Source organism: Shinella sp. HY16 (assembly GCF_028534175.1).
Lineage (GTDB): Bacteria > Pseudomonadota > Alphaproteobacteria > Rhizobiales > Rhizobiaceae > Shinella.
The window spans coordinates 3,744,440-3,767,492 of the sequence record NZ_JAHYXL010000001.1 but is presented as its reverse complement, the minus strand read 5'-3'; the positions used below and the strand labels follow the sequence as shown (position 1 = coordinate 3,767,492).

The window sequence follows — 23,053 nt, the reverse complement described above, 5'->3', positions numbered from 1 at the left end:
AGCCTCATGGCTACCGTAAAAGTCGACCAGTCCAACTTCCAGACTGAAGTTCTCAATTCCGCAGAGCCTGTCATCGTCGATTTCTGGGCTGAATGGTGCGGCCCGTGCAAGATGATTGCCCCCGCGCTCGAGGAAATTTCGACGGAACTCGCCGGCAAGGTGAAGGTCGCCAAGCTGAACATCGACGAGAACCCGGAACTGGCCGCCCAGTATGGTGTGCGTTCCATTCCGACGCTCGCCATGTTCAAGGGCGGCGAAGTCGCGGACATCAAGGTCGGCGCCGCGCCGAAGACGGCCCTTTCGAGCTGGATTTCCAGCGCAGCCTGATTGGCCAGCATGACTGGATACGAGAAAGCCCGGCTTCGGCCGGGCTTTTTTGTGCTCAGGTGGGGGGCGTTCCGTTGTCGGCAAGAACATCGCCGACGAGGTAGAGCGAACCGCCGATCAGGATGCGCGGCGGCACCTCGTCCTCTTCGGTGATGCGGGCGATTTCGGCGAGCGCATCGGCAACGGTCGACAGCGGCTGGGCCTCAAGGCCGGCGCGGGCCGCGTCATCGGCAAGCGCAAGAGGATCAAGGCCGGCATCGGAGCCGCGGATCGGCACGGTGAAGACCCGTTCGGCAAGACCACCGAACGGCTCGAAATAGCCGACCGGATCCTTGGTGTTGATCATGCCGGTGACGAGGAAGAGCGGGCGCGGCTCGCGCTCCTCGAAATTCGCCATGGTTTCGGCGATAACCTGGCCGGCACCGGGATTGTGCCCGCCATCGACCCAGATCTCGCTGCCCCGCGGAGCAAGCCGCAGAAGCGCGCCATCCGTCAGCCGTTGCAGGCGGCCCGGCCATTCGACGCGAGCAAGGCCCTGCTCCAGCGCCTGCTCGGAAACGGCAAAGCCGGCAGCCTTGACGGCGCGGATCGCCGCGGCGGCGTTGGCATATTGGTGGCGGCCAGGCAGGCGCGGCAACGGCAGGTCGGCAAGGCCGAATTCGTCCTGATAGACCAGGCGGCCGAACTCCTCATGCGCCATGAAATCCTGGCCATAGACCGCATGCGGGCAACCAAGCCGCTCGGCGGTCTCGACCAGCACATCGCGGGCCGCCTCTTCCGACTGATAGCCGATGACGACGGGCGCGCCGCGCTTCATGATGCCCGCCTTCTCCGCTGCGATCAGCTCGACCCGGTCGCCGAGATAGGCCTGATGGTCGAGCGAGATCGGCATGATCACCGAAACGGCGGGGCGCGGAATGACATTGGTCGCATCGAAGCGCCCACCGAGGCCGACCTCGATGATCGCCACGTCGGCCGGATGCTCGGAGAAGAGCAGGAAGGTGACGGCGGTCAGGATTTCGAAAACGGTGATCTTTTCGCCGCCATTGGCCTCCGCCACGCGGCGCACCGCATCGGCGAGCACGGCATCGCCGACCAGAGCCCCGCGTTCCCCCTTGACGGCGAGACGGTAGCGCTCATGCCAGTTGACGAGATGGGGAGAGGTGTGGACGTGAACGCCGAGGCCTTCGGCCTCCAGGATCGCGCGGCAGAAGGCGGTGACGGAGCCCTTGCCATTGGTGCCGGCCACATGGATGACCGGCGGCAGTTTCAGGTGCGGATCGCCGAGCGCGGCAAGCAACCGCGTGATGCGGTCCAGCGAAAGATCGAACCCCTTGGGATGGAGACCGAGAAGCTTCTCGATCTCCGCTGCCGCTTCGCTGGCCGATACCGTCGTCATGCCGCTCTCCGCCGATCCGGCTTACTGGGCCGCGATGGCGACCGCGCCATTGGTGAGCGATGCGGTCGCCGGCTTCTTCATCAGGATCTTCAGAAGGCGGGCGAGCGTATCGGGAATGTCATGTCGATTGACGACGAGATCGACCATGCCGTGTTCCAGAAGGTATTCCGAGGTCTGGAAGCCTTCAGGCAGCTTCTCGCGGATCGTCTGCTCGATGACGCGCTTGCCGGCAAAGCAGATTTCGGCGCCCGGCTCGGCAAGGTGGATGTCGCCCAGCATGGCGTAGGACGCCGTCACGCCGCCGGTCGTCGGGTTGGTGAGCACGACGATATAGGGTTGGCCCGCTTCCTTGAGCATCTCCACGGCGACCGTGGTGCGCGGCAGCTGCATCAGCGAAAGGATGCCTTCCTGCATGCGCGCGCCGCCCGAGGCGGGAAACATGACGAGCGGGCACTTTTCGGCAATCGCCCGTTCGAAGGCCTTGATGATCGCCTCGCCTGCGGCAATGCCGAGCGAGCCGCCCATGAAATTGAACTCGTGCACGACGGCGACCAGCTTGACGCCGCGCATCTTACCGACGCCGGCGACAATCGTGTCTTCGAGGTCGGTCTTGATCCGGCTATCCTTCAGGCGATCCGTGTACTTCTTCGAATCGCGAAACTTCAGCGGATCCTGCGCGACCTTCGGCTGCTGCAGGGCTTCGTAGACGCCATCGTCGAAGAGATCCTTGAGGCGGGCCTTGGCCGGCATCTTCATGTGGTAGCCCGAGGCGGGAATGACCCACTTGTTCTCCTCGAGATCGCGGTGGAACACCATCTCGCCGGTTTCCGGGCACTTGATCCAGAGGTTGTCGGGAACATCCCGGTTGGGGCGGCCGAGCATCGAGTTGATCTTCGGCCGAACGTAATTCGTGATCCAGTTCACGGTCTAGACTCCCGTTAATCTGCGCAATTGCGGGAAAACCGCGTCATGCTTTTCCCGCAATTGCCTTTATCCGATCCCATGTGGGAATTTCACTCCGCCGCCGCAAGGCGCGCGCCGCGCACACCCGAGGCGAGGCTCATCACCAGCGTCTCGACGCCGGCGACGGTGGCGGCGCTGGCCTTGCCGTCCGCCGTCAGGCTGGAAGCGATCTGGTTGACGATCGCGGTGCCGACGACGACGCCATCCGCCGAGGCGCCGATGGCGCGGGCATGGTCCGCCGTCTTGACGCCGAAGCCGACGCAGACCGGCAGCTTCGTATGCGCCTTGATGCGGCCGACTGCGCCACCGATCAGCGAGGGATCCGGCAGGGCCGAGCCGGTGATGCCGTTCATCGATACGTAGTAGACGAAGCCGGAGGTGTTCTTCAGGACCGCCGGCAGGCGCTTCTCGTCCGTCGTCGGCGTTGCCAGGCGAATGAAGTTGATACCCTTGGCGAGCGCCGGCAGGCAAAGTTCGTCATCCATTTCCGGCGGCAGGTCGACGACGATGAGGCCGTCGATGCCGGCTTCCAGCGCCTCGTCGAGGAAACGATCGACGCCGTAGATGTAGATCGGGTTGTAGTAGCCCATCAGCACGATCGGCGTCGCATCGTCACCCTTGCGGAAGTCGCGCGCCATCTGCAGCGTCTTGGCGAGCGTCTGCCCGCCCTTCAGCGCGCGCTGGCCGGCCAGCTGGATGGCCGGGCCGTCGGCCATCGGATCGGAGAAGGGCATGCCGAGTTCGATGACGTCGGAGCCTGCCTTCGGCAGCGCTCTCATGATCTCGAGCGAGCTGGCATAATCCGGATCGCCGCCCATGAAATAGGTCACAAGGGCCGGGCGACCTTCGGCGGCGAGATCCGCGAAGCGTTTGTCCATGCGTGCGGTCATCTTAGAGCTCCATACCGAGGATCTTGCCGACGGTGAAGATGTCCTTGTCGCCACGGCCGGAGAGGTTCATCAGGATGATCTGGTCCTTGCCCATTTTCGGCGCGCGCTTGATCACTTCGGCAATGGCGTGGCTCGGCTCCAGCGCCGGGATGATGCCTTCGAGCTTGGTCAAGAGCTGGAAGGCTTCCAACGCCTCGTCGTCCATGATCGGCACATATTCGGCACGGCCGATCTGGTGGAGCCAGGCGTGCTCCGGGCCGATGCCCGGGTAGTCGAGGCCGGCGGAAATCGAATGGCCTTCCTTGATCTGGCCGTCGGCATCCTGCAGCAGATAGGTGCGGTTGCCGTGCAGAACGCCCGGCGAGCCGGCGGTCAGCGAGGCACAGTGTTCGTCGCCGTCAAGCCCCTTGCCACCCGCTTCAACGCCGACGATCTGGACGTTCTTGTCATCCAGGAAGGGGTGGAAGATGCCGATCGCATTGGAACCGCCGCCGACGGCAGCGATGACCATGTCCGGCAGGCGGCCTTCGGCTTGCAACAGCTGCTCGCGGGCTTCCGTGCCGATCACGGCCTGGAAGTCGCGTACCAGTTCCGGATAGGGATGCGGGCCGGCGGCGGTGCCGATCAGGTAATAGGTGTCCTCGACATTGGTGACCCAATCACGCAGAGCCTCGTTCATGGCGTCCTTCAGCGTGCCGTGTCCGGCGGTGACCGGGCGCACGTCGGCACCGAGCAGCTTCATGCGGAAGACGTTCGGCGCCTGGCGCTCGACATCCGTCGCGCCCATGTAGACGACGCAGGGGAAGCCGAAACGCGCGGCGACCGTGGCCGAGGCCACGCCGTGCTGGCCGGCACCGGTTTCCGCGATGATGCGCGTCTTGCCCATGCGCTTGGCGAGAAGGATCTGGCCGATACAGTTGTTGATCTTGTGCGAGCCGGTGTGGTTCAGCTCCTCGCGCTTGAAATAGATCTTCGCGCCGCCGAGATGCTGCGTCAGGCGCTCGGCATAATAAAGCGGGCTCGGACGGCCAATATAGTGCGCACCAAGCTCCTTCAGCTCCGCCTGGAAGGCCGGATCGGTCTTGGCCTTGTTCCACTCTTCCTGAAGATCGAGGATCAGTGGCATAAGGGTTTCGGCGACGAAACGACCGCCGAAAATGCCGAAACGGCCGTCCTCGTCCGGACCTTCACGGTACGAATTCAGGTTGGGTGACTGGTTCACTTGCCTCTCCCTGCAACGGTTTCGCGTTCCGCTTCCCGTGCCGCTTCAAAAAATGCATCCATCAGGCCGAGATCCTTGACGCCCGGGGCGCTCTCGACCCCGGAACTGGCATCGATGCCCGGCGCGCCGGTCAGCCTTATGGCCTCGGCGAGGTTATCCTTGTTCAACCCACCGGAAAGCATGTAATCGACGCTTCCGTCAAGCAAATGCATGAGCGTCCAGTCGAAGGAGACGCCATTGCCGCCAGGAAGCTCCGAGCCCGCCGGCGGCTTCGCATCGAAGAGGAACCGGTCGGCAATGCCGATATAGGGATCGATCTTCTTCAGATCGTCCGCCTCGCGCACCGAAAAGGCCTTTATGACAGGCAGGCCGTAGACGGCCTTGACGTTCAGGACGCGCTCCGGGCTTTCGCTGCCGTGCAGCTGAAGGATATCCGGCGAGAGCTGGTCGACGATCTCGTCGAGGGCGTCATTGTCAGCATTGACAGTGACGGCAACGATCTTCACCCGGCCGCGCACCCGATCCGCAAGACGACCGGCGTCGGACGGCTCGATGTTGCGCGGGCTCTTGGGAAAGAAGATGAAGCCGATATGGGTGGCGCCGAGCGCAACGGCCCTGTCGACGGCCTCTTCGGTCTTCAGCCCGCAGATTTTGATGTCGAGTGACGTTTCACGTTTCATGGGCGCAGGGAGTCGCATGAATCACCCGAAGAGTCGAGCCGAAAGACGGCATCCGACCCTCGGGAAACGCCGCCCTTGCGCAGGCTTCGAACGGGCCCATATGGAGGGGGACCCTAGTTTGGAGATCCCCATGCGGCTCATCATTGCCATCCTGCTGCCCTTCCTCGTGTTTTTCACCATCGGGCGGCCGATTGCCGGCATCATCTGCCTCATCCTGCAGATCACGCTGATCGGCTGGCTGCCGGCGGCCATCTGGGCGGTCTATGCGCTGGGGCAGTACAATACGGACAGGAAAATCCGCGAGGCGCTGGCCGATCGCGGCCGCTGACCAGTCCTTCCGGTCAAAACCGCTTCAGCCGAAATCAACCGCATGCAACAGGCTGCCATTGCGCTTCAGCCAGCGCTTGGCATCCTCGGTCTTCGGGCAGAGCTGCTCGCACAACGCCCAGAAGGCCGGGCTGTGGTTCATTTCCCTGAGATGCGCCACCTCGTGGGCGGCGAGATAATCGATCACGCCAGGCGGCGCCATGGCGATGCGCCAGGAGAAGCTGAGTGCGCCATCCGCCGAGCAGGAGCCCCAGCGGCTGCGGGTATCGCGCAGCGTCAGCGACTTCACGCGTTTGCCGATGCGGCCGGCATGCACGGCGACGAGCCGTTCCAGCTCCAGCCGGGCCTCCTTCTTCAGGAAATCGCAGATACGACGGGGAATGCTCTCCTCCATGCCGCCGACGCGCAGCACCGCCTCATCATCGACAACCAGGGCCTCCGTCAGGCCGCGCAGGCGGCCGGTCGCCTCGATGCGGTGGGAGACGCCGCGGATCATCACGTAGCCGCCGTCCATGAGTTCGTTCGTCGTGCGGAACTTGGCGAGCTTCGTCATCAGCCAGCCCTGGTGCCGATCGAGGAAATCGCGGATCTCGCGCTCGGCAATGCCGCTCGGCACCGTCATGCGCAGTGCCCGCCCGCCCGGCTCGATGCGCAGGGTCAGCCGTGTCGCGCGAAAATCCCGCCTTATGGTGAGCGGCAGGCGCTTGCCGTTGACGTCCATTTCCCGCCGCTCCGGTGGAGGCGGCGTCTTCAGGGCCTTTCTGGGCTTACGAAGCGAGGAGAACATACTGCCTTTCATAGCCGATTCGGCTGAAACTGGAATGCCCCGACGAAAAACCGGCGCTCGAGGCGCCGGTCTCCATCTCATCCGCTCAGACGAGGTCAGGTCGCCGGAAAGCCCGGAACGTCGCCCTGGCCGTTGGCGCGGCGCTCGCGCATGAAGCGGTCGAATTCTTCCTGATCCTTTGCCCGGCGAAGCTCGCGGACATAGGAGTCGAATTCTTCACGCATCTCGTCGAGCTTGCGGCGTTCCTCGTCGAGGCGGGAGAGCTCGGCATCGCGCCAGTCGTCGAAGGCGACATTGCCGGTGGCGCTACGGAAAGCGGAACCACCGCGGCGGCCGAACTTGCCCCGGCAGGAGGCGAACATGCCGTCGACGGTGTCGTTGGCGTCTTTCTTAAAGGATTTCAGACGGTCGCCGAAGATGATGTAGGCGAGCATGGCAAGGCCGAGCGGCCAGAACACCACGAAGCCGAGCACCATCAGGGCGATGGTCGCAGGCGTCCAGTCCGGACGAATGAGCGCTGACTGGTTCATGTGCAATCTTCCTCACGATCGACGGAAACCACCTCGGTTTCCGGTGAATCCGATGTGGTTAGACCGCCCACCGCATTCAAGACGATGCCCTGTGAATTCGGGCAAGCGCCTGAAAGAGGACTGAAAAATCAGGCGCCGCCGCTGGCCTTGCCGCCCTTGATGACGCGCGGCGCGGCCGGCTTCACCTTTGCGCTGCGGGCATGTTCGGCAATGAAGGAGAGGATGCGCGGAGCAATCTCCCGGCGGAAACGCGAACCGTTGAAGACGCCGTAGTGACCGACATCCGGCTGCATGTAATGCATGCGCATGTCATCGGGAATGTTGGTGCAGATCGTCTGCGCCGCCTTCGTCTGGCCGACGCCCGAGATATCGTCGTTCTCGCCCTCGACGGTGAGCAGCGCCACCTTGCGGATCGCCGTCGTGTCGACGGGACGCCCGCGGTGCATCATCTCACCCTTCGGCAGCGCGTGTTTCATGAACACGGTCTCGACCGTCTGGAGGTAGAATTCGGCGGTGAGATCCATGACGGCAAGATATTCGTCGTAGAAGTCACGATGCTTTTCAGCCGCGTCGCCGTCGTTCTTCACAAGGTGGGCGAAGAATTCCTTGTGGGCGATGACATGGCGGTCGAGGTTCATCGACATGAAGCCCGACAATTGCAGGAAGCCCGGATAGACCATGCGCATGAAGCCGGGCTGCGGCCACGGAACGGGCATGATGACATTGTCGCGGAACCATTCGATCGGCTTTTCTTCCGCCAGCTTGTTGACGGCGGTCGGGTTGATGCGCGTGTCGATCGGCCCGCCCATCAGCGTCATGGTGGAGGGCGACAGCGGGTCGTTGTCGGCTTCCATGACCGCAACGGCCGCCAGCACCGGCACTGCCGGCTGGCAGACGGCGACGACATGGGTATCCGGCCCCAGCGCATGCAGCATCTGGATGACGTAGTCGATATAGTCGTCGAGATCGAAACCGCCGTCCGACAGCGGCACCATGCGCGCATCCACCCAGTCGGTGATGTGGACCTCCGCATGCGGCAGCAGCGCTTCGACCGTGCCGCGCAGCAGCGTCGCATAGTGGCCCGACATCGGCGCGACGATCAGGACCTTCGGGTCCTTGCGATGACCGGCCGGCAAACAGCGCTCGAAATGGATGAGATTGCAGAACGGGCGCTGCCAGACGATCTTTTCGTGCACGGAAACGCTCTGGCCGTCGATGAGCGTGGTGGGAAGATCGAATTCAGGCTTGCCGTAGCGCCGGGTGGTGCGCTCGAGAACCTCGAAGCCGGCAGCCATGGTTCGGCCGAAATAGGTATGGGAAACCGGATTGAGCGGGTTGCGGAAGGCGATGCGCATCTGGTCCGCCACAGCGCGCCAGGGCGCCATCACCGCATGGTTGAGTTCGTAGAGCTGATAATACATCGGACGCGATACCCCATTCTGGGTGCGGGGCTGAGCGCCCTCTGCACCGTGTCACCCCGGTTTCCGCAGATGCGAAAAGACTAACATGTTTTCGCTGCGTGGCAACACGCCGCACGGACATCCTAAACCTGTGAACCTTTCGCGGGCATGAACGGATTTCAGGCTTTTCATCGCGTTTTCGACGTTCCGCCGGCCTTTTTCAGCCCGCCACACGCACAATCGCCTTGATCAGGCCCGATTTTTCGGTCGCCCAGCGAGAAAGGTCGACCGGGACATGCGCAAGCGTGGTGCGATGAGTCACCAGCGCCTCGACCGGCACGCGACCGGTGCGGATGTTCTCCATCACATGCTCGAAATCGACACGTGTGGCATTGCGGCTGCTGATCAGCATCATTTCGCGCTTGTGAAACTCCGGGTCGGAAAAACGGATCTCTTCCTTCACCACGGAAACCAGCACGAGCGCACCGCCATGGGCGACATGGTGGAAGGCAGCCTCCATGGATTTCGCATAACCCGTCGCATCGAAGACGACATCGAAGCCTTCACCGCCTGTGGCCGCGAGCACCGCGGCCGCCGCATCGGAGCCGGCAAGGATGCCCTTCACCAGGCCAAAACGCTCCGCCGCCATGGCAAGCCGCTCGGTCGAAGTATCCATCAAGGTGACGTCATGACCGGCAATACGCGAGAAGAGCGCCGTACCGAGCCCGATCGGGCCGGCGCCGATGACAAGGGCGCGCGAACCGGCGGGCGCCAGGGACCGGCGCACCGCATGGGCACCGATCGCCAGGAATTCCACGGTCGCCGCCGCCTCCAGCGAGAGGCCGTCGGCCGGATAGAGGTTGTCCGCCGGCAGCAGGATCTCCTCGCAGAAGGCGCCGTCGGTATGCACGCCGAGCACGCGGATCGCCGTGCAGCAGTTCGGTTTGCCTTGCCGGCAGGCCACGCAGGTGCCGCAGGAAAGGTAGGGATTCACGACGACGGATGCACCGGCAACAAGCTGGCTCGTGCCCGGATCGAGGACGGTGGCCGAGACCTCGTGGCCCATCACCCGGGGATAGTCGAGGAACGGGTGCTTGCCCTCGAAGATATGATAATCGGTGCCGCAAATGCCGACATGGCTGACGGCGACGCGCACCCAGCCCTCCGGCAGGCCGGCGGGGCTCTCACGCTCGACCGCTTCGAGGCGACCGGGTTCCACACAGACGACGGCTTTCATCTCAACGGCTTCCGCGACGGCGCAGCTGATCGAAATAGACGATGACGATGATGAGGAGCCCCGTGATGATGCGCTGCCAGAAGGAGTTGATGTTGAGGAGGTTCGCGCCGTTGTTGATGGTTGCGAGGATGAAGGCGCCGAGCAGCGGCCCGTGCACCGAGCCGACCGCGCCGAAGAGGCTGGTTCCGCCGATCACCGACGAGGCGATCGCCTGCAGCTCCCAGCCTTCCGCCTGCGTGGCATTGCCGATGCCGATGCGCGAGGCGAGCAGCAGGCCGACAAAGGCGGCGCAGGTCGCCGACAGGATATAGGCGAGGTAGATGGTGCGGTTGACATTGACGCCGGAAAGGCGCGCCGCCTCGCTGTTCGAGCCGACCGCGAAGAGATAACGGCCCCAGCGCGAGAGATGCAGGAAGACGAAGGCGGGGATGGCCACCAGGATGACCATCCAGAACAGGCTCGGCACGCCGAGGAAATCGGCGCGGGAGAAATTCGTGAAACCCTCGTGGCTGATCGAAATCGTCGAGCCGTTGGTGATGAGCAGGCCGATGCCGCGCAGCGAGGTCAGCGTCGCCAGCGTGATGATGAAGGGCGGCAGGCCCATGCGCACGATGCCGAAGCCGTGGAAGGCGCCAATGGCGACGCCGATCAGCAACGTCAGGATGATCGACAGCCAGAGCGGCACGCCGGCCTGCAGCAGCCAGGCGACGATGACGCTGGTGAAGCCGACAATGGCCCCGACCGAGAGGTCGATACCGGCGGTGATGATGACGAAGGTCTGGCCGACCGCCAGGATTGCCGTCATCGCCCCCTGGCGCAGCAGGTTGCTGATGTTGTTCGGTGTCCAGAAGGCATTGGTCGAAAGGCCGAGCAGCAGCCAGAGGAACAGCAGCAGCCCGAGAAGGGTCAGGCCGAGCAGGATGTTCGTGCCCTTCCTGGGGGCCGGTGCGCTTTCCGTCGTCGTTTCCACGCTCATGTTCTTCTCCCTTTTTTCGCGCGGCGATTCAGATGCCGATGGCCTGGGTCAGGACGTCCTCATGGGTGGCCGCCCGGTGGTCGTGGCTGGCGACGAGCCGGCCGCCCCTGAAGACATGCAGCCGGTCGGAAAGTTCATAGACTTCCGGCAAGTAGGACGAGATGAGGATGATGCCGGCGCCCTGCTTCAGGAGTTCGCCGAACAGGCGGTAGATTTCCGCCTTGGTGCCGACATCGACGCCGACGGTCGGCTCGTCGAAGATGAACAGCCGCGCGCCGTGGCTCAACCACTTGCCGATGACGATCTTCTGCTGGTTGCCGCCGGACATGGCGGAAGCGAGCACGTGGCGCGACGGCGTCTTGATACGCAAATCGCGGATCTGGCGGTCGGCATTCGCGGCCTCGTCGCCGCGGCGGATCGTCAGGCCCGAGCTCAGCTTCCTGAAGACCGGCAGGTTGATGTTGAGGCCGATCGGCAGGTTGAGGCAGAGGCCCTGGTCGCGCCGGCTTTCCGGGGCAAGCGCGATGCCAAGGTCCATCGCCTGGCGCTCGTTGCGGATATCGACCTTCGCGCCATCCCAGAAGATCTCACCGGCCGAGACCGGCTGGCGACCATAGAGGCCGAGGGCAAACTCGCTGCGGCCGGCACCGATGAGGCCGTAGAGGCCGACGATCTCGCCGGCGCGCACGGAAAGCGACACATCGCTGAAACCCGGACCGGACAGGCCACGCGTCTCGACGATGACCTTGCCGGCCGGCACCTTTTCCTTGTGGTAGATCTGTTCGATCGAACGGTTGATCATCAGTGCGATCAGCTCGTTCTCATTGGTCTCGCCGATCAGGCGCGTGCCGACATGGGTGCCGTCGCGCAGCACCGAGACGCGGTCGGCGAGCTCGAAGACCTCCTCCATGCGGTGGCTGATATAGACGATCGTCACGCCCTGGTCGCGTAGCCGGCGAATGAGACGGAAGAGCTGGGCGGATTCCTGGCGCGTCAGATAAGCGGTCGGTTCGTCGAAGATGAGGAAGCGGATGCCGCGCATGGCCGCCTTGGCGGTGGCGACCAGCTGCTGCTGGCCGATGGTGAGGCTGCCGAGAAGAGCGCCGGCGGGAAGCTGGAAGCCGAGATCGTCGAGCACCGCCTGAGCCGCACGCTCCATGGCCGCCTTGCGCATCAGGCCATAGCGGTTCATCTCGTCGCCGAGAAACATGTTGGCCGCCACCGAAAGATGCGGGCAGAGCACGACCTCCTGGTGCACGGCATTGATGCCGCGGGAGATCGCCTCGTTCGGGGTCGCCAGCTGCACGGGCTTGCCACACCAGAAGACGTCACCCGCCGTGCGGCGGATGACGCCGGTCAGGAGCTTGATGAGGGTAGACTTGCCGGCGCCGTTTTCGCCGACGATGGCGTGGATCTCGCCGGCCAGAAACGCGATCGTCGCCGGTTTCAGCGCTTCCACGAGGCCGTATTTCTTCTGCAGTCCACGCAATTCGAGGATGGGCGCGCCGCGCGGCACCGCTTCGGATTCGGCGAGCTTCGCCTCGTCTTCATGCCGATGGCTGAGCTCTTCCAGGCTGCTCATCGCTGTCTCCTCCTGACTGCGTGGAAAGCGTCCCGCCCGGATCCTGCGGCCCGGGCGGGCAGATCGTCAAATGCTTTGCGGGAAGCGATCAGATCTTCGGATTGAGCAGGGCGTCGATCTTCGGATCGGCCATGTTCTCCTTGGTCACGAGGTTTGCGCCGGTATCAACGAAGGCGTCGACCTTCTCGCCCTTGGAAACGGCAAGCGCCGTCTTCACGCCGTCATAGCCCATGCGGTAGGGATCCTGTACGACGAGGCCGGCAAGCACGCCTTCCTTGAGGAAACCGACAGTCTTTTCATCGCTGTCAAAGCCGATGACCTTGATCTTCTCGCCGAGCTTGTTTTCCGCGATCGCCTGACCGACGCCCTGCGCCATGATGAGGTTGGAGGCGAAGACGCCGACGAGATTCGGATTGGCGGTGATGAGGTCGGTCATCATGTTGAGGCCGGTCGTGGCCTGGCCGTCCGCATATTTGTCCGCCACCACGGTCAGACCCGGATATTTCGTCTTGATCTGGTCGAGGAAGCCTTCTCGGCGCTGGTCGAGCGAACCGACGCCCGGCAGGCTGGTGATGATGGCGATCTCGCCTTCTTCCTTGCCGGTGGCAGCCTTGATCGCCGCGGCAAGCCCGTCTGCGGCGATGCGGCCACCCTGGACGTTGTCCGTCGTCAGGAACGAGGTGAAGGCCTTGGAATCGGCGCCCGAATCGATGCCGATGATCGGCACCGCCTTGGCCGCCTCGTCGACCGGCTTGCCGAGCGCCTTGAACTCCGTCGGCGAGATGACGACGGCGGCTGGGCTGCCGGCCACGGCGTTTTCGAGGATGCTGATCTGCCCGTTGATATCGGATTCCGACTGCGCGCCGAGTTCCGGCACGTTGACGCCGAGGTCCTTGCCGGCCGCGCGCGCGCCGGCGAGCACGATCTGCCAGTAGAAGGACGTCGTGTCCTTGACGATGATCGGAATGGTGACTTCCTGCGCGAAGGACGCGGCGGGGCTCATGGTGGCGAGGACTGCGGCACCCGCGAGCGCCGTGAAGGCGCGGCGAGACAGAAGCGATCTTACAATGCTCATCAGGTTTCTCCTCTCAAATGCTTCCCGTTCCTGTTGGGATCGTGTCGCGGGAAGCGAACAACTCGATCTTTTATCGATAAAAAACATTTTGTAGTCAGGCTACACCCGTCTGCCTTTGCTGGCAAGCGAAGGACCTTTCACCAGAATGCTGCTCTCGACAATGCTCCAGTCCATGCCATCCGTCCTCCCAAACGGTGGCCGCCGGGCGGCTAGGCCTGAAAAATCTCGTGCGGGTGCACGACACCCTTCTTCAGAATGATATTGCCATAGAGACGGAACTCCGTCGTGGCGACAATATAGGCCGCCTTCTTCGCCATCTCGTAGAAAGCGAAACGCTCGACCGCATGCACCTTGAAATCACCAGCCAGCCGATGGACGAGATCCTGAAAGGTCGCGCAGACCTCAGGCACCGCGTCTGGATCGCCGACCACCTCCATGCGCCAGGCGGCCTCCGGCACGAAGGTATCGAGCGGCATATACGCGAGAATGGCTTCCGTGATCGACACGGCATCGACCCCATCCGCCCGGATGACCTTCGGGCCGAGGAAACTCGACGGGAAATTGGCGTCGGCGATGACGATGTCGTCGCCGTGGCCCATGGTCCGGATGGCGTGCAGCAGATCCGGCCCGAGCAACGGATGAATGCCTTTCAACATGCCCTAGCGATCCTCCCAGATCGAAACCCAGATCAAAATCATTGCCGGACGGCGTTTTCCCCGAGTTCCGGCGCAACCACTATATGCGGCTCGAAAGCCGGGTAAATCTCTTTCGGCAGATCCATGCGCGCAAGCGCCATGTTGCGTCGCAGGCTCTGCGGTTTTGCCGTGCCGATCAGCACCGAGGCAACGGCCGGATGATTGTGCGGAAACTGGAGCGCGGGCGCAGCGAGCGGCACGCCGCCTTGCTGCGCGATCGCCATCATCGCACCAACCTTGGCCGCGATATCCGGCGTCGCCGGCATGTAGTCGAAATGCGCGCCGTCCACCGGCCCCGTCGCCAGAATGCCGGAATTGAAGACGCCGCCCACCACCAGGGACGTGCCCTTCTTCTCGCACAGCGGCAGCAGGTCCGCGGCCGCCGAACGGTCGAGCAGCGTATAGCGGCCGGCCAGCAGGATGCAGTCGAGATCGGCCTTCGCAAGCACATCGAGGCAGACCGGCACCTCGTTGACGCCAAGCCCATAGGCTTTGATCACGCCTGACGCCTTCAGTTCCTCCAGGGCTTTCAGACCCGTCTCGAGCAGCTGGCGCAGATGGAACGCGTTGCGCTCGGCGCCGTGTGTATAGACGCCGATATCGTGCACATAGAGGATATCGATGCGGTTCAGCCCGAGGCGGGCATGGCTGAGTTCGACGGACCGCATGATGCCGTCGTAGCTGTAGTCGTAGCGCACGTCGAAAGGCAGCGGATCGACGTATCCGTAGCTCGGCACCTTGTCGTCGGCGACGGGAACCATGACGCGGCCGACCTTGCTGGACAGAACCCAGCTGCCGCTCGGCTTGTCGCGCAGGAAATCGCCGGTGCGGCGCTCCGCAAGGCCGAAACCGTACCAGGGCGCAGTATCGAAGTAACGTAGCCCCTCGTCCCAGGCCGCCTCCAGCGTTTCGATCGCCGCATCGCGCGGGCACGCCCGGTAGAGACCGCCAAGCGCTGCGGTGCCGAAACTGAATTCGGTCACAGCCAGGCCTGTCCTGCCGACGATGCGCGTTTTCATCGAACCTCCCGTCGGCGTCCTCTCGCCATCATTTGTCTTTTATCGACAATAGACAGATTGCCGTCAATGGGTAATATGCAAGAAAGAGGAAACGGGAGGATGACGGCACCGGCATGCCAAGCGGCCGGCGTCTGGCCTTTCGCCCGGGCAATCAGTAAGGGACGCAACAGCAGACCACAGAACCGGCGGCACCCATGGCCAAACAGAACACCGTCTTCAAAGATGCCTTCAATCGCTGCCTGAAACTCCTGGAGCAGACGCCAAACCTGCCCTCGGAGCCGGAACTCGGCGCCACGCTCGGCGTCAGCCGCACGACCGTCCGCGCGATCCTCACCCGGCTGGAGGAGGCCGGTCTGCTGACCTGGGAGAAGCGGCGCAAGATCGTGCTGCGCAAGCCGGTCGCCGCAGATTATTTTCCGACCGAGGAAACGGATTCGCTTTCCGAGATCATCGAGCGCAGCTTCATGCGCCGCATTCTCGCCGGCGGTGCCGAGCCGGGCATGCAGATCAACGAACTGGAGCTTGCCCGCGAGATCGGAATCGGCACGACGAGCGTACGCGAATTCCTTATCCGCTTCAGCCGGTTCGGCCTGATCGAGAAGCGGCCGAACAGCCATTGGGTGCTGAAGGGCTTCACACGGGACTTCGCGCTCGAATTGACGGAAGTGCGCGAGATGTTCGAGCTGCGCTCGGCCAACGCCTTCGCCCGCCTTCCGGAGGATCATCCAGCCTGGCAGGAACTCGACACGATCGAGGCGATGCACCATGCCATCCTGGCCGATATCGAAAACCGCTACCTCGATTTCTCCGAACTCGACGAGCGCTTCCACCTCCTCGTGCACCGGGCCTCGAAGAACCGCTTCATCGTCGATTTCTACGACGTCATCGCGATCGTCTTCCACTATCACTACCAGTGGAACAAGACGAATGCCCGCGAGCGCAACGCAAGGGCGCTGGAAGAACACCTTGCCTATATCGCGGCGCTGCGTTCACGCGATCCGATCGAGATCGAGCTGGCCTGCCGGCAGCACCTGAAATCCGCGCGCGAAACACTTTTGCAATCGATCAACTGACGAGGACGGCATGGGCACACCCATCCTGCAATTCGGAACCAGCCGCTTCCTGCAGGCGCATGCGGACCTTTTCATCGACGAGGCGCTGAAAAGGGGCGAGGCCCTCGGCCGCATCACGGTCATCCAGACCACGGGCGCCCCGGAACGGGCGGGACGCCTTGCCGCGCTCGCAGCGCCAGGCGGCTATCCGGTGATCATCCGCGGGCGGAAGGACGGGCACGAGGTCAACCGCGAGCAGCGGATCACCAGCGTCGCGCGCACGCTTTCGGCGGCGAACGACTGGGAGACGGTAAGGAAGATCTTTTGCGACGAGGCCGAGGTCGTGCTCTCCAATACCGGGGACACCGGTTACATGGTAGGGCCAGACGATCTCGCCAGCCCTGTCCCGGCTTCCTTTCCCGGCAAGCTGCTGGCGCTTCTCCACGACCGTTTCGCGGCGAACCGGCGCGAACTGACCCTTCTGCCCTGCGAGCTCGTTTCGCGGAACGGCGATGTGCTGAAGCGGCTTATCCTCGACCTGCAAGGTGATCGTTACCCGGAGTCCGATTTTCGCAACTGGCTGTCCGAAAGCGTGATCTGGGGCAATACGCTGGTCGACCGCATCGTTTCCGAACCGCTGGAACCGGCCGGGGCCATCGCGGAGCCCTACGCGCTCTGGGCGATCGAGACCCAGCCGGGCCTGACGGTGCCGTGCAGACATGCGGACATCCGCCTTGTCGACGACCTGACACCCTACGAGAAGCTCAAGCTGCACATCCTCAATCTCGGCCATACGGTGCTGGCGGACATCTGGCTGGCGCAGAAAAGGCCGAAGGAGGAGACAGTCAAAGCCATTCTCGCCGACGCCGACGTCCGGCGCAGGCTTCTGGCGATCTACCACGACGAGGTGGTACCCGGCTTTGCCGACAGGGGGCTCGGCCGGGAGGCGGAAGCCTACGTTGCAGCGACCCTGGAGCGCTTCGACAATCCCTTCCTCGAGCACCGCCTCAGCGACATCGCCAACCACCATGCGGAGAAGCGCGTTCGCCGCATCGGCGATTTCCTAGCCTGGGCACCGGGTGTGCCGATGCCAAGGCTGGCTGCAATTGCCGGTGGTCAGTAGCCACCGCCGCGCTTTTCCGTTTCCTCTTCGCCAAGGAAGCTGCGGCGCAGGGTCTCGACAGCCGATACAAGGCAGTTGACGTCGGTGCCGATCGCCATGAAATCCGCACCGAGATCACGGTAGACCGCTGCCTGCGGCAGCGACACGGTCATGATGCCGCGCGCCTTGCCGTGGGCCTTCGTGCGCGCGAAGATATGGGTGATCGCCGCAAGCACCTCCGGCGCGCCGGGATTGCCGAGAAGCCCCATGTCCGCGGCCAGGTCCGAAGGGCCGATGAAGACACCGTCGACGCCCTCCACCGCCGCGATTTCATCGATCGCGGCCAGGCCAGCCCGGCTTTCGACCTGCACGATGAGACAGATCTCGTCATTGGCGGTCTTCAGATAGTCCGCCGTGCGGTTGAAGTCGCTCGCACGGCCGAGACCGGCACCGACACCGCGAATGCCGTGCGGCGGATAGCGCACGGCGCGCACCAGCGCCTCCGCCTCCGCTGCCGATTCGACCATCGGAATGAGAAAGGTCTGCGCGCCCTGGTCGAGCAGCTGCTTCAACATCCACGCCTCGCCCATCGGCGGGCGGACCATGGCGTGGGTCGGCGAGTGGCGCAACGCACCGACCTGTGCGCTGATCAGCGGCATGTCGTTCGGCCCGTGCTCGCCGTCGATCAGCAGCCAGTCATAACCGCTGCCGGACAGGATTTCCGCCGCATAGGCACTGCCAAGCGCCGCCCACAGGCCGAGCTGGAACCGGCCTTCGCGGAGTGCGGCCTTGAAGGTGTTTTTCGGTGCTGCCACGATTTTCCCTCTCAAAACAAAACCGGCCGGACGATGCCGGCCGGATTCTTGCTACTGTCCGATCTTAGGCGATGCCGCCGAGGCAGACATACTTGATCTCGGTGAACTCCTCGATGCCGTATCTCGAACCCTCGCGGCCGAGGCCGGAAAGCTTGACGCCGCCGAATGGCGCTTCCGCCGTCGAGATCAGGCCGGTATTGACGCCGACCATGCCATATTCCAGCGCCTCGGCGACACGGAAGACACGCGACAGCTCCTTGGCGTAGAAGTAGGAGGCAAGGCCGAACTCCGTGTCATTTGCCTGGGCGATGACGTCGTCCTCGTCCGTAAAGCGGAAGAGCGGGGCGACGGGGCCGAAGGTCTCCTCGCGGGCGACGGCCATGTCGGGCGTCACATTGGCAATGACGGTCGCCTCGTAGAATGTGCCGCCGAGCGCATGGCGCTTGCCGCCCTGCACCACGCGGCCGCCCTTCTTCACCGCATCGGAAACATGCTCCTCGACCTTTTCGAGCGCTGCCTGGTCGATCAGCGGGCCGAGCACGACGCCGTCGTCGAAACCGTTGCCGGTCTTCAGCTTGCCGACCGCGGCGGCGAGCTTCTCGGAGAAGGCGTCATAGACGGCATCCTGCACATAGATACGGTTGGCGCAGACGCAAGTCTGGCCATTGTTGCGGAATTTCGCGATCAACGCGCCTTCGACGGCCGCATCGAGATCGGCGTCATCGAAGACGATGAAGGGAGCGTTGCCGCCAAGTTCCAGGCCGAGCTTCTTGATGGTCGGGGCGCACTGCTTGTAAAGCTCGGCGCCGATTTCCGTGGAACCGGTGAAGGTGAGCTTGCGCACGGTCGGGTTGGCCGTCAGCTCCGCACCGATCTCACGGGCGGAGCCGGTGATGACCGAGAAGAGGCCCGCGGGAAGGCCGGCCCGTTCGGCGAGGATGGCGATAGCGATGGCCGAGAAGGGGGTCTGCGAAGCAGGTTTCAGCACCATGGCGCAGCCGGCGGCGAACGCCGGACCGGCCTTGCGGGTGATCATGGCGTTCGGGAAGTTCCACGGCGTGATGGCCGCGACGACCCCGATCGGCTGCTTCATCACGAGGATGCGCTTGTCCTTCTGGTGGCCGGGCACGATATCGCCGTAAAGGCGGCGGGCTTCTTCGGCGAACCATTCGACGAAGCTTGCACCATAGACGATTTCACCGGTCGCCTCGGCGAGCGGCTTGCCCTGTTCCATCGTCAGGATGCGGCCGAGATCGTCCTTGTTCTCGATCATCAGCTCGAACCACTTGCGCAGCACGGCCGAGCGCTCCTTGGCAGTGCGTGCGGCCCAGCCCTTCTGGGCGGCGGCCGCGGCGTCGATCGCCTCCTTCGTCTCCTTGGCGCCGAGCTTCGGTACATAGCCGACCAGCTCGCCCGTTGCCGGGTTCTTCACAGCAATGCCGCTGCCGTCCGCCTCGATCCAGCGGGTGCCAACGAGGGCTGCCTGACGCAGCAAGCTCGGGTCTTTGAGGCTCATCGGATATCTCCCATTTCGCGATGCCGTTTCTCACATGTCGGAAGGGTTATATTGCCTCCCCCACCGGTTCGACAATGCGACAGAGACGCGATTTTACCGCTTCGCGCGACGCACCGCCGGGTCTAAGGTCGGCCGGCAGAACTGACATTCGAGGCTTGCAATGACCCATCCCACCGGCCGCACTGCGGACCACGCCATCGACCCCGTCTATCTCGACCGCTGGTCGCCCCGCGCCTTTACCGGCGAGGCGATGCCGCAGGAAACGCTGCTGTCGCTGTTCGAGGCGGCGCGCTGGGCGCCCTCTGCGGCCAACGGCCAGCCCTGGCGCTTCGTCTACGGCCACCGCGGCACCGAGGCTTTCGAGCGCATCTACAACACGCTGGACGAGGGCAACCGCCGCTGGGCGGACAAGGCTGCCGTGCTCGCCGTGATCATCTCGCAGACCCACCGGGCAAACGCCGCCGGCGAAATGCGCCCGGCCTATACGCACGCCTTCGACACGGGTGCCGCCTGGGCCTATCTCGCCCTGGAGGCGACGCGCGCCGGCTACCATTCCCATGGCATGGGGGGTATCGACCGCGAGAAGGCAAGAGAAGTCCTCGGCGTACCCGAGAATTTTCGCGTCGAAGCGGCAATGGCGATCGGCAAAATCGCGCCGAAGGAGACACTGCCGGAGGACCTCATGAAACGCGAGGTACCGAGCGGGCGCAAGAAGGTGGAAGAGTTCGTCTCCGAGGGGCAATTCGCGCTCTGAAGCGGCTTGCCCTGTGCCACCAACCTCGGGCCAAGGCCCGAGGATCTACCGTCGCGGTTGAAGCGTGGATGGCCGGATCAGGATGACCGTGGCGCAGGAAGGGCAATATCTTTTCGATAGAAGAAAGCCGCCTTTCGGCGGCTCTCTTGCTTAGATATCGAGATTGGCAACGCTGAGAGCGTTTTCCTGGATGAAGTCACGGCGTGGCTCCACCTCGTCGCCCATCAGGCGGGCGAAGAGACCATCGGCATCCGTCGCGTCCGTCACCTTCACCTGCAGCAGCGAGCGGACGTTCGGATCGAGCGTCGTTTCCCAGAGCTGCTCGGCATTCATCTCGCCAAGGCCCTTGTAGCGCTGCATGGAAAGGCCTTTGCGGCCAGCAGCGAAGACGGCGTCGAGCAGCGCGCGCGGACCGGAAATCTCGACCTGGCCGTCCTTGCGGCGCAGTGCCGGCGGCACGGCATAGATCTCGTGGAAGCGGGCGGACAGCTGGTCGATATGGCGGGCATCGGCCGAGCCGATCAGCGCCATGTCGATATGGGCGAATTCCTTGACGCCGCGCACCATGCGCTCGAAACGCAAGCCACCATCGGTGGCGACGGATCCGGTCCAGCCGCGCTCCGTCTCTTCCGCGATGAGATCGAGCCGGCGGGCGACGTCTTCCGCCTTGGCGGCGTAGGCCTCGCGGTCGTGGCTGAGTTCGAGGTTCAGCGCACCGGCAATGGCCGCCTGCTCGATGATCGCGCGATTGTAGCGCGAATGCAGGCCGTCGAGCAGCGTGCGCAGGCGCAGCGCATCCTGGATCAGTTCCAGGATGTCCTGGCCGGCACGCACTTCGCCAGAGCTCAGTTCCAGCGCCGCGTCGTCGAGGCCGGCGGTGACGAGATAGTCTTCCAGCGCCTTCTCGTTCTTCAGGTACTGGCTCGATTTGCCGCGCGCCACCTTATAGAGCGGGGGCTGGGCGATGTAGAGGTGACCACGCTCGATCAGCTCCGGCATCTGCCGGAAGAAGAAGGTCAATAGCAGGGTACGGATATGCGCGCCATCGACGTCTGCGTCCGTCATGATGATGATCTTGTGGTAGCGCAGCTTGTCGGCGTTGAACTCGTCCTTGCCGATCGAGGTGCCAAGCGCGGTGATCAACGTACCGATTTCCTGGCTGGACAGCATCTTGTCGAAGCGCGCGCGCTCGACATTGAGAATCTTTCCGCGCAACGGAAGGATCGCCTGGTTCTCGCGCGAACGCCCCTGTTTGGCCGACCCACCGGCCGAATCGCCCTCGACGAGAAAGACTTCGGACTTGGCCGGGTCGCGCTCGGAGCAGTCGGCGAGCTTTCCAGGCAGCGACGAGATGTCGAGGGCGCCCTTGCGCCGCGTCAGCTCGCGCGCCTTGCGCGCGGCCTCGCGGGCGGCGGCGGCCTCGACCACCTTGCCGACAAGCGTCTTGGCATCGGCAGGATGCTCCTCGAACCAGGTAGAAAGCGCCTCGTTGACGAGGTTTTCCACGGCCGGCCGAACTTCGGAGGAAACCAGCTTGTCCTTGGTCTGCGAGGAGAATTTCGGATCGGGAACCTTGACCGACAGAACCGCCGTCAGGCCTTCGCGGCAGTCCTCACCCTGCAGCGTCACCTTCTCCTTCTTGGTGATGCCGGATGTATCGGCATAGGAAACGACCTGGCGGGTCAGCGCGCCGCGGAAGCCCGCCATGTGCGTGCCGCCGTCGCGCTGGGGAATGTTGTTGGTGAAGCAGAGCACGTTCTCGTGGTAGCTGTCGTTCCACCACATTGCGACTTCGACGGTGATGCCGTCCTTCTCGCCCCTGATCGCAATGGGCTTGGAGACCAGCGGCTTCTTCGCCCGGTCGAGATAGGTCACGAAGGCTTCGAGACCGCCCTCGTACATCAACTCGTCCTGCTTGATATCCGAATGACGGCGATCGGTGAGCAGGATGCGCACGCCGGAATTCAGGAAGGCGAGCTCACGCAGACGGTGTTCCAGCGTCCCGTAGTTGAAATCGATGTTCGAGAAGGTCTCGGTCGAGGGGAGGAACGTCACTTCCGTGCCGGTCTCGCTGCCGCACTCGCCTGTCACCGTCAACGGGCCATCGGCCACGCCATGGGTGAAGCTCATCTCGTGAATCTTGCCCGCGCGGCGGATCTTCAGCTTCAGCTTGACCGAAAGGGCATTCACCACCGAAACGCCGACGCCGTGCAGACCACCGGACACCTTGTAGGAATTCTGGTCGAATTTGCCGCCGGCATGCAGCTGGGTCATGATGACCTCGGCGGCGGAGACGCCCTCTTCCTTATGGATATCGGTCGGGATACCACGGCCGTTGTCGGTCACCGTCACGGACCCGTCCGGATTGAGCGTGACCGTCACAATATCCGCATGGCCGGCAAGCGCCTCGTCGATCGCGTTGTCGACGACCTCGTAAACCATGTGGTGCAGGCCCGAGCCGTCATCGGTATCGCCGATATACATGCCGGGACGCTTGCGCACCGCATCAAGCCCTTTGAGGACCTTGATCGAATCTGCGCCATATTCGGCCGGGCCGTTGTCGGTCTCGGGTGTGTCAGTCATTCAAACGTCTTTCCAGAGTGTTCGCGGAAGGCGGGAAGCGCGGCGAATCACCGCTTTTCAAGTGCTTGAATATAGGGTTCTTGCCCTGAAGTTCCAAATCTGAGAGCGGGCAAACACGGCAG

The 23,053-nt window shown here is 63.7% G+C and carries 22 protein-coding genes; 5 read left to right on the top strand and 17 right to left on the bottom strand.

Annotated elements, in window-relative coordinates; genetic code table 11:
• The first annotated feature begins 6 nt into the window (after positions 1 to 6).
• Positions 7 to 327: a thioredoxin gene (gene trxA / locus K0P03_RS18465; protein ID WP_130518066.1), complete on the top strand. Its 321-nt coding sequence runs from the start codon at positions 7 to 9 to the stop codon at positions 325 to 327.
• A gap of 55 nt (positions 328 to 382) precedes the next feature.
• Here the strand turns inward: trxA and K0P03_RS18460 are convergent, their stop codons facing one another.
• The 5 genes from K0P03_RS18460 to K0P03_RS18440 form a co-directional block, all read right to left on the bottom strand.
• Complete coding sequence (locus K0P03_RS18460) at positions 383 to 1,726, bottom strand: bifunctional folylpolyglutamate synthase/dihydrofolate synthase (protein WP_023513834.1); 1,344 nt, start codon at positions 1,724 to 1,726, stop codon at positions 383 to 385.
• Between the two features lie 21 nt (positions 1,727 to 1,747).
• The gene (accD, locus tag K0P03_RS18455) at positions 1,748 to 2,650 is read right to left on the bottom strand and encodes an acetyl-CoA carboxylase, carboxyltransferase subunit beta (RefSeq protein WP_023513833.1); all 903 of its coding nucleotides are present in this window, start codon (positions 2,648 to 2,650) and stop codon (positions 1,748 to 1,750) included.
• A gap of 89 nt (positions 2,651 to 2,739) precedes the next feature.
• Positions 2,740 to 3,579 (bottom strand): tryptophan synthase subunit alpha, encoded by an 840-nt coding sequence (gene trpA / locus K0P03_RS18450; RefSeq protein WP_050745381.1) that lies wholly within the window; start codon positions 3,577 to 3,579, stop codon positions 2,740 to 2,742.
• Position 3,580: 1 nt separating this feature from the next.
• A complete protein-coding gene (gene trpB, locus K0P03_RS18445) occupies positions 3,581 to 4,801 on the bottom strand; it encodes a tryptophan synthase subunit beta (protein ID WP_023513831.1) in 1,221 nt (406 codons plus the stop codon).
• Positions 4,798 to 5,481 carry a phosphoribosylanthranilate isomerase gene (locus K0P03_RS18440; RefSeq protein WP_023513830.1) on the bottom strand — a complete coding sequence of 228 codons (684 nt, stop codon included), beginning with the start codon at positions 5,479 to 5,481 and terminating at the stop codon, positions 4,798 to 4,800. The genes trpB and K0P03_RS18440 overlap by 4 nt, the downstream gene beginning before the upstream one ends.
• Before the next feature lie 130 nt (positions 5,482 to 5,611).
• On the opposite strand from K0P03_RS18440, the gene K0P03_RS18435 reads away from it, so the two are divergent.
• A complete protein-coding gene (locus tag K0P03_RS18435; RefSeq protein ID WP_023513829.1) occupies positions 5,612 to 5,809 on the top strand; it encodes a YqaE/Pmp3 family membrane protein in 198 nt (65 codons plus the stop codon).
• Positions 5,810 to 5,833: 24 nt separating this feature from the next.
• Here K0P03_RS18435 and K0P03_RS18430 read toward each other — a convergent pair whose 3' ends face one another.
• From K0P03_RS18430 to K0P03_RS18390, 9 genes are all read right to left on the bottom strand, one after another.
• Positions 5,834 to 6,595, bottom strand: a complete 762-nt coding sequence (locus tag K0P03_RS18430; protein ID WP_050745379.1) for a M48 family metallopeptidase — start codon at positions 6,593 to 6,595, stop codon at positions 5,834 to 5,836.
• Positions 6,596 to 6,690: 95 nt separating this feature from the next.
• Positions 6,691 to 7,125 carry a DUF2852 domain-containing protein gene (locus K0P03_RS18425; RefSeq protein ID WP_023513827.1) on the bottom strand — a complete coding sequence of 145 codons (435 nt, stop codon included), beginning with the start codon at positions 7,123 to 7,125 and terminating at the stop codon, positions 6,691 to 6,693.
• A 128-nt stretch (positions 7,126 to 7,253) separates the two neighbouring features.
• Positions 7,254 to 8,546: a polyhydroxyalkanoate depolymerase gene (gene phaZ, locus K0P03_RS18420; RefSeq protein ID WP_050745377.1), complete on the bottom strand. Its 1,293-nt coding sequence runs from the start codon at positions 8,544 to 8,546 to the stop codon at positions 7,254 to 7,256.
• Between the two features lie 199 nt (positions 8,547 to 8,745).
• On the bottom strand, positions 8,746 to 9,762 hold the full coding sequence (locus tag K0P03_RS18415; protein ID WP_272790289.1) for a zinc-binding alcohol dehydrogenase family protein: 1,017 nt from the start codon (positions 9,760 to 9,762) through the stop codon (positions 8,746 to 8,748).
• A 1-nt stretch (position 9,763) separates the two neighbouring features.
• A complete protein-coding gene (locus K0P03_RS18410) occupies positions 9,764 to 10,738 on the bottom strand; it encodes an ABC transporter permease (RefSeq protein WP_023513414.1) in 975 nt (324 codons plus the stop codon).
• Between the two features lie 28 nt (positions 10,739 to 10,766).
• Positions 10,767 to 12,320 carry a sugar ABC transporter ATP-binding protein gene (locus tag K0P03_RS18405; protein ID WP_272790288.1) on the bottom strand — a complete coding sequence of 518 codons (1,554 nt, stop codon included), beginning with the start codon at positions 12,318 to 12,320 and terminating at the stop codon, positions 10,767 to 10,769.
• A gap of 88 nt (positions 12,321 to 12,408) precedes the next feature.
• Positions 12,409 to 13,395 carry an ABC transporter substrate-binding protein gene (locus K0P03_RS18400; RefSeq protein WP_272790287.1) on the bottom strand — a complete coding sequence of 329 codons (987 nt, stop codon included), beginning with the start codon at positions 13,393 to 13,395 and terminating at the stop codon, positions 12,409 to 12,411.
• Between the two features lie 209 nt (positions 13,396 to 13,604).
• Positions 13,605 to 14,051 (bottom strand): RbsD/FucU family protein, encoded by a 447-nt coding sequence (locus tag K0P03_RS18395; protein ID WP_272790286.1) that lies wholly within the window; start codon positions 14,049 to 14,051, stop codon positions 13,605 to 13,607.
• A 38-nt stretch (positions 14,052 to 14,089) separates the two neighbouring features.
• The gene (locus K0P03_RS18390) at positions 14,090 to 15,109 is read right to left on the bottom strand and encodes an aldo/keto reductase (protein ID WP_272790285.1); all 1,020 of its coding nucleotides are present in this window, start codon (positions 15,107 to 15,109) and stop codon (positions 14,090 to 14,092) included.
• Between the two features lie 194 nt (positions 15,110 to 15,303).
• Between K0P03_RS18390 and K0P03_RS18385 the strand changes: the two genes are divergently transcribed.
• Both K0P03_RS18385 and K0P03_RS18380 read left to right on the top strand, forming a co-directional pair.
• Positions 15,304 to 16,182 carry a GntR family transcriptional regulator gene (locus K0P03_RS18385; protein ID WP_130518082.1) on the top strand — a complete coding sequence of 293 codons (879 nt, stop codon included), beginning with the start codon at positions 15,304 to 15,306 and terminating at the stop codon, positions 16,180 to 16,182.
• Positions 16,183 to 16,192: 10 nt separating this feature from the next.
• A complete protein-coding gene (locus tag K0P03_RS18380; protein ID WP_272790284.1) occupies positions 16,193 to 17,284 on the top strand; it encodes a mannitol dehydrogenase family protein in 1,092 nt (363 codons plus the stop codon).
• Here K0P03_RS18380 and K0P03_RS18375 read toward each other — a convergent pair.
• The gene (locus K0P03_RS18375) at positions 17,278 to 18,078 is read right to left on the bottom strand and encodes an HpcH/HpaI aldolase family protein (RefSeq protein ID WP_023513523.1); all 801 of its coding nucleotides are present in this window, start codon (positions 18,076 to 18,078) and stop codon (positions 17,278 to 17,280) included. The genes K0P03_RS18380 and K0P03_RS18375 overlap by 7 nt on opposite strands.
• Positions 18,079 to 18,142: 64 nt before the next feature.
• Positions 18,143 to 19,594, bottom strand: a complete 1,452-nt coding sequence (gene gabD, locus K0P03_RS18370; protein ID WP_050745371.1) for an NADP-dependent succinate-semialdehyde dehydrogenase — start codon at positions 19,592 to 19,594, stop codon at positions 18,143 to 18,145.
• A gap of 160 nt (positions 19,595 to 19,754) precedes the next feature.
• Between gabD and K0P03_RS18365 the strand changes: the two genes are divergently transcribed.
• Positions 19,755 to 20,348, top strand: a complete 594-nt coding sequence (locus K0P03_RS18365; protein ID WP_272790283.1) for a nitroreductase family protein — start codon at positions 19,755 to 19,757, stop codon at positions 20,346 to 20,348.
• Positions 20,349 to 20,498: 150 nt separating this feature from the next.
• Here the strand turns inward: K0P03_RS18365 and gyrB are convergent, their stop codons facing one another.
• Positions 20,499 to 22,931 (bottom strand): DNA topoisomerase (ATP-hydrolyzing) subunit B, encoded by a 2,433-nt coding sequence (gyrB, locus tag K0P03_RS18360; RefSeq protein ID WP_130518088.1) that lies wholly within the window; start codon positions 22,929 to 22,931, stop codon positions 20,499 to 20,501.
• Positions 22,932 to 23,053: the final 122 nt, after the last annotated feature.